This window comes from Kitasatospora sp. NPDC059571, from assembly GCF_042735675.1.
Lineage (GTDB): Bacteria > Actinomycetota > Actinomycetes > Streptomycetales > Streptomycetaceae > Kitasatospora.
Map to the genome: position 1 here is coordinate 1 of NZ_JBHWBW010000066.1, position 8,511 is coordinate 8,511.

8 protein-coding genes are annotated in these 8,511 nt (G+C 73.5%); 5 read left to right on the plus strand and 3 right to left on the minus strand.

What is annotated here, in order from left to right; genetic code table 11:
* The first annotated feature begins 41 nt into the window (after positions 1–41).
* The 3 genes from ACFV0G_RS10760 (at position 42) to ACFV0G_RS10770 (ending at position 3,909) form a co-directional block, all read left to right on the plus strand.
* The gene (locus ACFV0G_RS10760) at positions 42–1,439 is read left to right on the plus strand and encodes a DUF1996 domain-containing protein (protein ID WP_380545030.1); all 1,398 of its coding nucleotides are present in this window, start codon (positions 42–44) and stop codon (positions 1,437–1,439) included.
* A 120-nt stretch (positions 1,440–1,559) separates the two neighbouring features.
* On the plus strand, positions 1,560–2,618 hold the full coding sequence (locus tag ACFV0G_RS10765) for a LacI family DNA-binding transcriptional regulator (RefSeq protein ID WP_380545032.1): 1,059 nt from the start codon (positions 1,560–1,562) through the stop codon (positions 2,616–2,618).
* Between the two features lie 118 nt (positions 2,619–2,736).
* Entirely contained in the window at positions 2,737–3,909 is a 1,173-nt protein-coding gene (locus ACFV0G_RS10770; RefSeq protein ID WP_380545034.1) for a CapA family protein, read from the plus strand.
* A gap of 18 nt (positions 3,910–3,927) precedes the next feature.
* Here ACFV0G_RS10770 and ACFV0G_RS10775 read toward each other — a convergent pair whose 3' ends face one another.
* Positions 3,928–4,302, minus strand: a complete 375-nt coding sequence (locus ACFV0G_RS10775) for an RNA-binding S4 domain-containing protein (protein ID WP_380545036.1) — start codon at positions 4,300–4,302, stop codon at positions 3,928–3,930.
* Between the two features lie 126 nt (positions 4,303–4,428).
* On the opposite strand from ACFV0G_RS10775, the gene ACFV0G_RS10780 reads away from it, so the two are divergent.
* Positions 4,429–4,866, plus strand: coding sequence for a hypothetical protein (locus tag ACFV0G_RS10780; RefSeq protein WP_380545038.1), 438 nt, complete (start codon positions 4,429–4,431; stop codon positions 4,864–4,866).
* A gap of 28 nt (positions 4,867–4,894) precedes the next feature.
* Here the strand turns inward: ACFV0G_RS10780 and ACFV0G_RS10785 are convergent, their stop codons facing one another.
* A complete protein-coding gene (locus ACFV0G_RS10785) occupies positions 4,895–5,308 on the minus strand; it encodes a YchJ family protein (RefSeq protein ID WP_380545040.1) in 414 nt (137 codons plus the stop codon).
* 176 nt (positions 5,309–5,484) lie between these two features.
* Between ACFV0G_RS10785 and ACFV0G_RS10790 the strand changes: the two genes are divergently transcribed.
* Positions 5,485–6,045 (plus strand): hypothetical protein, encoded by a 561-nt coding sequence (locus ACFV0G_RS10790; RefSeq protein ID WP_380545042.1) that lies wholly within the window; start codon positions 5,485–5,487, stop codon positions 6,043–6,045.
* 76 nt (positions 6,046–6,121) lie between these two features.
* Here ACFV0G_RS10790 and ACFV0G_RS10795 read toward each other — a convergent pair whose 3' ends face one another.
* A complete protein-coding gene (locus tag ACFV0G_RS10795) occupies positions 6,122–8,335 on the minus strand; it encodes an RICIN domain-containing protein (protein WP_380545044.1) in 2,214 nt (737 codons plus the stop codon).
* Between the last annotated feature and the right edge of the window lie 176 nt (positions 8,336–8,511).

The following is an 8,511-nucleotide window of genomic DNA, read 5'->3' on the forward strand; positions in this document are numbered from 1 at the left end:
CCCCGGGGCAACCCCCACCCATCCGATCGAATGGAGGTCCGATGCGACCCCGATTCCTGTCCCGGGGCAGGCCGCAACCGAAGCGGACGGCGCTGGCCGTCGCGTTCGCCGCGGTGCTCGCGCTCGTGGGCATCGGCAGCACCACCCCGCAGGCCGGGGCGGCCGACGGGCTGATCTCGCAGTCCCGCCCGGTGGTCGCCTCCTCGCTGGAGAGCGCGAGCTTCCCGGCAGGCGCCGTCGTCGATGGCGACGCGACCACCCGCTGGGCGAGCACCTGGAGCGACCCGCAGTGGCTCCAGATCGACCTCGGCGCGGGCGCCACGGTCAGCAAGGTCGAGCTGGACTGGGAGGCCGCGTTCGCCACGGCCTACCAGATCCAGACCTCGAACGACGCCGCCACCTGGACTCCGGTCTACTCGACCACCACCGCGGCCGGCGGCAACCAGGTCCTCAACGTCACCGGCAGCGGCCGCTACATCCGGCTGTACATGACCGCCCGCGGCACCCAGTACGGCTACTCGCTCTACGAGTTCAAGGTGTACGGCACCGCGACCGGGCCCACCGCGGGCTATGTCCTGGCGAACCCGCAGGTCACCGGTGTGGTCCCGTCGACGTACGACCCGCCGCACGCCTACTTCCACGAGTTCCAGGCGAACTGCTCCTTCACCCGCAACCTGCCGGACGACCCGATCGTCTTCCCCGGGCTGCCCGGTGCCTCGCACATGCACACCTTCATGGGCAGCACCGTCACGGACGCCAACTCCACGTTGGCCTCGCTCCGGGCGGGCGGATCGTCCTGCCTGGCGCCCGGTGACAAGTCCGGGTACTGGATGCCGACCATGTACAACGGCAGCACTCCGATCAACCCGGTCGGGCCGCAGGTCATCTACTACAAGACGGGGGTGAACGACTACACCTCGGTGCGGCCGTTCCCGCCGGGCCTGCGGTTCGTCGTCGGCAGCCCGGCCGCCAGTGCCACCGAGTTCACCAACGCGCCCGGATACGTGGCGGGTTGGGAGTGCGGTGACAGCTACCGCAACACGGACCTGCCGACCGCGTGCCCGGCCGGCACCGCGATCAACATCCGGATGCAGGCGCCCAGTTGCTGGAACGGCCTGTACCTGGACACCCCGGACCACAAGAGCCACATGGCCTACCCGGTCAACGGTGTCTGCCCGGCCGACCACCCGGTCGCGCTGCCGATGATCGAGTTCAAGATGGCCTTCCCGGTCCCGGCCGGCGACCTCTCGCAGCTCCGGCTGTCGAGCGGGCGGGGCTACTCCTTCCACTACGACTTCTTCAACGCCTGGGACGCGCCGACCCTGGCGGCCCTGGTGAACCACTGCGTCGTCGGCGGGCTCCAGTGCAACGCCCGCGGCTACGACGAGACGCAGCCCGGGCGCGGCGCCGCGCTCAACGAGCAGTACCAGCTGCCCTGACGCACCACCCGGCCCGGGTCCGGCCCCCGTTGTGCGGGGCCGGACCCGGGCTCGGCCGTGCCCGCGCTGACCTGCCGGAAGGGCGTGATAGAGCGCTCTCCCACGTGTTATAAAAGGCTCATGAGCGAAGCCCTCCGGCCGGCCGCCCCACGATCCGCGACCCTCGAGGACGTGGCCCGGGTCGCCGGCGTCTCCCGCGCCACGGTCTCCCGGGTCATCAACGGCATCCGCAACGTGGACCCGGCGATCCAGGAGTCCGTCCGCAGCGCCATCGCGGCCACCGGATACGTGCCGAACGGCGCCGCCCGCTCGCTGGTCACCCGCCGCGCGGGCGCCCTCGCCCTGGTGGTCTCCGGCACCGACGCCGACGAGAACGACGACCACTCCACCCGCACCCAGGTCTTCACCGACCCGTTCTTCGGACGGGTGGTCAGCGGCGTTTTCACCGCCCTGCGGCCGCAGGGCCTGCACCCCGTGCTGATGCTCGCGGACACCCCGGGCGCCCGCGAGCAGGCCGTCTCCTACCTGCGCCAGGGCAACGCCGACGGGGCGATGGTGGTCTCCACCCACGCGGCCGACCCGCTGCCCGGGCTGCTGCTGGCCGCCGGCGTCCCCACGGTGCTCTTCGGCCGCCCCGACACCCCGCTGCCGGTCAGCTGCGTCGACCTGGCCAACCGGGACGGCGCCCGGCTCGCCGCCGACCACCTGCACTCCCGCGGCCGCCGACGGGTGGTCACCATCTCCGGCCCCGCCGCGGTGCGGGCCGCCCGGGACCGGCTGGACGGCTTCCACGAGGCGATGGCCCGCCACGGACTGCCCTACCTCCCGCACGCCGAGGCGGACTTCACGCAGGCCGGCGGCGAGCGGGCGATGGCCCGGCTGCTCGCCGAACACCCGGACCTGGACGGGGTGTTCGCCGCCAACGACCTGATGGCCCAGGGTGCCGTCGCGGTGCTCCAGGACCACGGCCGCCGGGTCCCCGAGGACGTCGCGGTGGTGGGCTTCGACGACAGCAGCGCGGCCACCGCGGGCCGCCCGCTGCTCACCACCGTCCGCCAGCCGGTCGAGGAGATGGCCGCCGAGATGGCCCGGCTGCTGCTCGACCACCTCGCCCGGCCGGGCCGGGGCGTCAGCTCCGCCATCTTCGAACCCGCCCTGGTGGTACGCCAGTCGGCCTGACCGGCGCAGGCCGGGCACCGCATCTCCCGCTCTGTGCGCGATTCGTGGGGATCATGCGAACAGGTCGTTCGGTCGTGCCCTATCCTGTGCGTGCTCATGCCGACCACCGGGGGGAACCATGCGTCGTGCCGTGCCCGCAGCCGCGTTACTGATCGGTCTGCTCTCTGTCACTGCCTGTGGCTCCGGCCCCTCGCCGACCGGGCGGGCGCCGGCCGGTGACGCGCAGCGGCCCGGTGGGCCGAGCGCCTCCGGCGCGGTCCCCGGACCGTCCGGCTCCACCGGCGCCGACGCGGATGCCTCGCCGCCCGGCCCTTCCGCAGCCGGCTCCGCGCCGCCCGGCACGACCTTCACGGTCGCGTTCGCGGGCGACGTCCACTTCGAGGGGCGGGCGAAGCCGCGGCTCTCGGCCGGCCCCGGTGAGACGGCGCTGGGCCCGATCGCCGCCACGCTGGCCCGGGCCGACCTGTCCGTGCTCAACCTGGAGACGGCGATCACCGGCCGCGGCGCGCCAGAGCCCAAAACCTACACCTTCCGTACCTCGCCCAGGGCGCTCCAGGTGCTGCACGACGCGGGGGTGGACGTGGTGTCGATGGCGAACAACCACGCGGTCGACTTCGGCGCCGACGGCCTCGCGGACACCCTCGCCGCCAAGGCCTCCTCGCCGGTCCCGGTCATCGGGGTCGGCCGCAACGCGGCGGAGGCGTACGCCCCGTACGTGACCAGTGTGAAGGGCGTGAAGGTCGCGGTCGTCGCGGCCAGCCAGGTCTCCGACCTCACCAACGACAAGTGGCGCGCCGGCCCGGGCAAGCCCGGGATCGCCTCGGCCCGGGACGCCGACGCCCTGGTCGCGGCGGTGCGCTCGGCCCGGGCGCAGGCACCGGTGGTGCTGGTCTACCTGCACTGGGGCGAGGAGGGCAGGGCCTGCCCGACCGGCGAGCAGACCGCGGTCGCCCGCCGGCTCGCCGCCGCCGGGGCCAGCGCCGTGGTCGGCACGCACGCCCACACCATGCTCGGCGCCGGGATGCTCGGCTCCACCTACGTCGCCTACGGGTTCGGCAACTTCCTCTGGTACGCCACGTCGAACTACCCGGGGTCGGACGAGACCGGCGTCACCACGGTCACCTTCACCGCGGACGGCCGCACCGTGGGGGAGCGCTTCACGCCCGCGCACATCGACGGCCGGGGCGTGCCCGTTCCGCAGACCGGCGCCGCCGCGGCGGCCGCGCTCAGGCGGCGCGAGGGGCTGCGGTCCTGCACCGGCCTGGCCCCCGTCCCGCAGCCCGCGGGCTGACCGGTCCGCGGAGGCACCTCACAGCTTGTGCAGCCGCTCGATCTCCCGGCGGTCGCGCTTGGTGGGCCGGCCGGTGCCGCGGTCGCGCACGGCGACCACCGCGGTGTGCTCGCGCGGCGGGGGCGGCGGGCTGTGGTCGGTGTAGCACTGCACCGCGACCTCGGCGCCGACCCGCTTGCGGATCGGCTTGGACACCACGACCACCCGCTCCCGGCCGTCGTGCCGCAGCCGGACCTCGTCGCCGGGCTTCACGGTCTGCGCGGGCTTGGCCCGTTCGTCGTTCACCCGGACATGGCCGGCGCGGCAGGCCGCCGCGGCCATGGACCTCGTCTTCAGCAGCCGGACCGACCAGATCCAGCTGTCCACCCGTACCGGGCCCTCGTCCTCCGCCATGACCCGAGCCTATCCCGGGGCGCGGAGCGGGCCGTGCGGGCCGCCGTTGCATCGAACGGGTGGTCGACCCGTGCCAAGGGCCTTCGCCGGAGTGTGCGTCCGGCCGCGGTCGGTGACCATGGCGGCATGACTCCCGACCGTGCACCGGGCCAGACCCGGACCCCGTACGAGATCGCCAATGCGGTGGGCGAGGAGATCAGGATCCTCAACCACCGTACCGCCGAGGGCAGCATTGCCTACCCAGACCCGGCGAGCGTGCACGACGTGATCACGGCGCTGCACGCCATCCTGTTCCACCTGCCGCAGGCGCTCGGCCAGGCCGCGGCGGGGCTCGCCGCCATCCCGGCCGACCGGATGCGGGTCGCCCTGCCGGACGGCGACCTGGACACGCCGTCCGTCCGCCAGGCCCGGGTGAGCGAGGAACTCGCCCGGGCGGCCGAGACCCTGGAGCTCGCCCGGGCGCACGTCGCCTCGGCGTCCGCCTTCACCAGCGGCCTGGACCGTTTCGCGGCGGTCGAGGAGGACGACCCGCTGGACGGCCTGGTCTCCGTCTACCAGGACTGACCGCGCCGCGGCCGCCCGCGGCCCCGGCTCACTCCGGCAGGGCCGCGCGGTACAGCCACGCGCCGTCCTGCCGCACGAAACGGCTGTGCTCCTCCATGACGCCCGGCTCGCCGCCGTCGGTGAAGCGGGCGCGGAAGCGCACCGTCCCCTCGGTGTGGAACGGCCCGCCCTCGGTGGCCGACAGCACCTCCAGCCCCGTCCACCGCAGCCCCGGGTCGAAGCCGATCCGGGGCGGCCTGTCGTCCGGGTGCCAGGTGCGCAGCAGGTAGGCCGCGTCCTGCACGACGAACGCGCTGTAGCGCGAGCGCATCAGCTGCTCCGCGGTGGCGGCGGCCGCCTCGCCCCGGTGCAGCCGGCCGCAGCAGGCGCCGTACGGGGCGGGCAGCCCGCACGGGCACGGGTCGGCGGGGGAGAATCGTGGCTGGTGGCGGCGGCGCGACATGCCCACCATTGTGCCAAGCGCGGCCGGGCGCTCCGCTGCCGGCCGCCGGTCCCGGGACGGCCCCGGGGGGAAACCGGCGTGTCGGTGCAACTGAGCGGCGGTCGGGCTCGTCTTCCCGGGTGAGATCCAGACGCGGCCCGAGGAGGCGCATCATGCGACGTTGGATCGTTCTCCCGATGACTCTGGTCCTGGCCGGCACCGGCCTCGGCGTCCTGCCGTCGGTGGCCGGGGCGGCGACGCCGTCGGCGACCGTCACCGGCTGCCCGACCGGTTGGGGCAGTCTCCCCAAGGACGCAGCCGGCTCCGGGGTCCAGCACTCGCTGGTGAACATCCGGACCGGCCAGCACCCCTGCTACGACCGGATGGTCCTCGACATCCCGGGCACCTCGCCCGCGGGCCCGGTCGGTTACCACGTGCGGTACGTCGCCTCGTTCATCCAGGACGGCTCGGGGAAGACCATCCCGGTCGCCGGTGGCGCGATCCTGGAGATCGTGGCCATCGCGCCCTCGTACAACTCCGCCACCGGCGCGACCACGTACCCGGCCAGGGCCGGCCAGCCGCTGCCCGGGGTGAACCTCACCGGCTACCGCACCTTCAAGGACACCAAGTTCGGCGGCAGCTTCGAGGGGCAGAGCCAGGTGGGCCTGGGCGTGCGGGCCCGGCTGCCGTTCCGGGTGTTCCAGGTGGACGACCGGCTGGTGATCGACGTGGCCCACAGCTGGAACGCCAGCTTCTGAGACCCGGCGGGCAACGGGAAGGGACACTCCCCGGCAGGGTGCGGATCCCGCCGGGGAGTGGGCCTGCGCCGCGGTGCTACGGGTACGCGACCAGGTTCGCCACGTTGGTCGAGGAGTTGGACGGGCCGCCGGTGCTGTTGACGACGTGGTTGATGGTGCCGGTGCCGCCGAGCGAGACGGTCACCATGTCGTGCAGCCGGACCCCGGTGCGGTTCGGGACCTCGAAGGAGTGCTCCTCCACCACGGCCGGGTTGACGTTGAAGTAGCAGTAGCTGCCGAGCCCCCACGCCTCGTGCGCGGTGACGGTGTCGCCGACCTTGTAGGCCGGGTAGCCGCGGGTCGAGCCGTTGGTCCACGCGGCCTGGTTCGGCGGGTCGTACGGCAGTTCGTTCTGGAAGAAGTAGGTGCGGCCGCCGTTGCCGTTCCAGACCACCTGGGTCTGCTGGTAGTGCTCGACGAACAGGCCGTACATGGTGACGTTCGCGCCGTTGACGACGAGGCCGTTGGCGGCGGTGTTGCTCGTCCAGCCGACGCCGCTGCCGTGGTCGGCGCGCCACAGCCACATGTGGTCGCCGATCACGTTGTTGCTGTTGACCACGAGCGACTGGGTGGCCCTGCCGACGCCGGCGCCGCCGATCCGGAAGAACACGTCGTGCAGCGAGGTCGGGTCGGCGCTGTGGTCGGCGGACGAGCCGTTCGGCCCGATCTGCATCAGCACCGGGGAGTTGACGGGGCCCGCGTCGATCAGCAGGCCGGCGAGCTTCACGCCGTCCACGTCGGCGACGTTCACCGCGGTGACGCCGTTGTCGGGCACCAGGGTGGCCAGGCCCAGGCCCAGCACCACGGTGTCGGCGCGGGTGACGTTCAGGGTCTGGTCCAGGTGGTACACGCCCGGCGTGAACAGCAGGTTCTTGCCCTGGGCGAGTTGGCCGTTGATGTCGGCGGCGGTGGCGCCGGGCTTGACGATGTAGAACCGGTCGATCGGCAGCGAGCTGCCGGCCTGGCTTCCGCCGGCCCAGGTGGTGCCGCTGGTGCCGGTGCGCAGGGCCGGCACGAAGACCTGGTAGGCGCCGGCCGCGTCCACGTACAGGAACGGCTTCTCGCGCACCACCGGGGTCTGGGCGACGGTGGTGTAGGGCGGGTTGGGGAAGGAGTTGGCGGGGGCGTTGGTGTCGCCGACGAAGACCATGTTCCAGTTGGAGCCCGCCCAGCTGCCCCACTGGGTGTTGCGGGAGAGCCACTGCTGCTGGGAGCCGGAGCGGACCTGGCCGTCGATCTCGGAGTCCGCCATGAAGCCGCCGCTGGACCAGCCCCCGTCGTCCAGCTGGAGGTTGCCGCGCACGTGCATCCGGCGGTACGGCGCGGCCTGCGACACGGCCCACCGGTCGGTGCCGGACGCCGGGTTGACCGAGAGGTTCTCGGCGGACCGCCAGAAGTTCTGGGTCGCATTGCCCTGGAACCAGTCGGCCTCGGCGTGCACCGCGCCGTTGACGGTCACGTCGTCCGGGGAGAGACCGAGGCCGGCGACCTGGGTGTAGAAGCCGACATTGGCGTCCACGTTGTAGCTGCCCGGCTTGAACAGCAGGGCGTAGCGCTGCGCGCCGAACTGGTTGGACTCCTGCTGGGAGAAGACCGCGTTGAGCTTGGACTGGACGGCCGCCGCGGACATCGTCGGGTCGAAGACGGCCACGTTGGGACCGAAGTCCGGGGTGCCGGGCGGGTTGGCCGTGCCGGAGCCGAAGGAGAAGGACTGGGCGGCGGTGCCGTTGCAGGTGTACTGCTGGAGCCGGACGGCGTCGGCGGTGGAGGCGCTCGGCACGTCCAGGCACTTGCCGCTGTTGCGGTTGACGAAGTGGTACGAGCCGCCCGCCTCGGCGACCGGCTGCCACTGCTGGTTGGCGCCGCCGCCGTACGTCCACAGCTGGATCTTGGCACTGTCGGCGGTGGAGACGTCGGTGACGTCGAGGACCTTGCTGGGGTCGTTCTGGTTGTTGATCCGGACGTAGCCGCTGCCGACGTCCTGGAGCTGCCAGTTCTGCGCACCGGTGCCGTTGCAGGTGTACTGCTGGACGGCGGTGCCGTCGGCGGTGGCGGCCGCCGCGGCGTCCACGCACTTGCCGCTGTTGCCGGCGACGACGGTGGTGAAGCCGGTCGGCAGGGCGGCGGCCTGGGCGCTCTGGCCGGCGGAGAACACCACGGCGGTGGCCGTGGAGGCGATCAGGCAGGCCATGGCGGCCAGGGTGGCGGTGCGGCGGCGGACGCGGGCGTGCCGGGGCACGGTGGGGGCCATACGGGTACTCCTTCGCCTCGGGGTGGGGTCACGAGGGTGGGGCGGATGTGGGGGCGGGGGGGGCGCCGGCGGGGGGGGGGGGGGGGCGGGCGGGGGCCGGGGTGCCGGGCGCGGGGGGCCGCGGGGTCATCCGGGGCGGGGCGGGGGGGCGGCCCCCCCGGGGGGTGGGGCCCCCG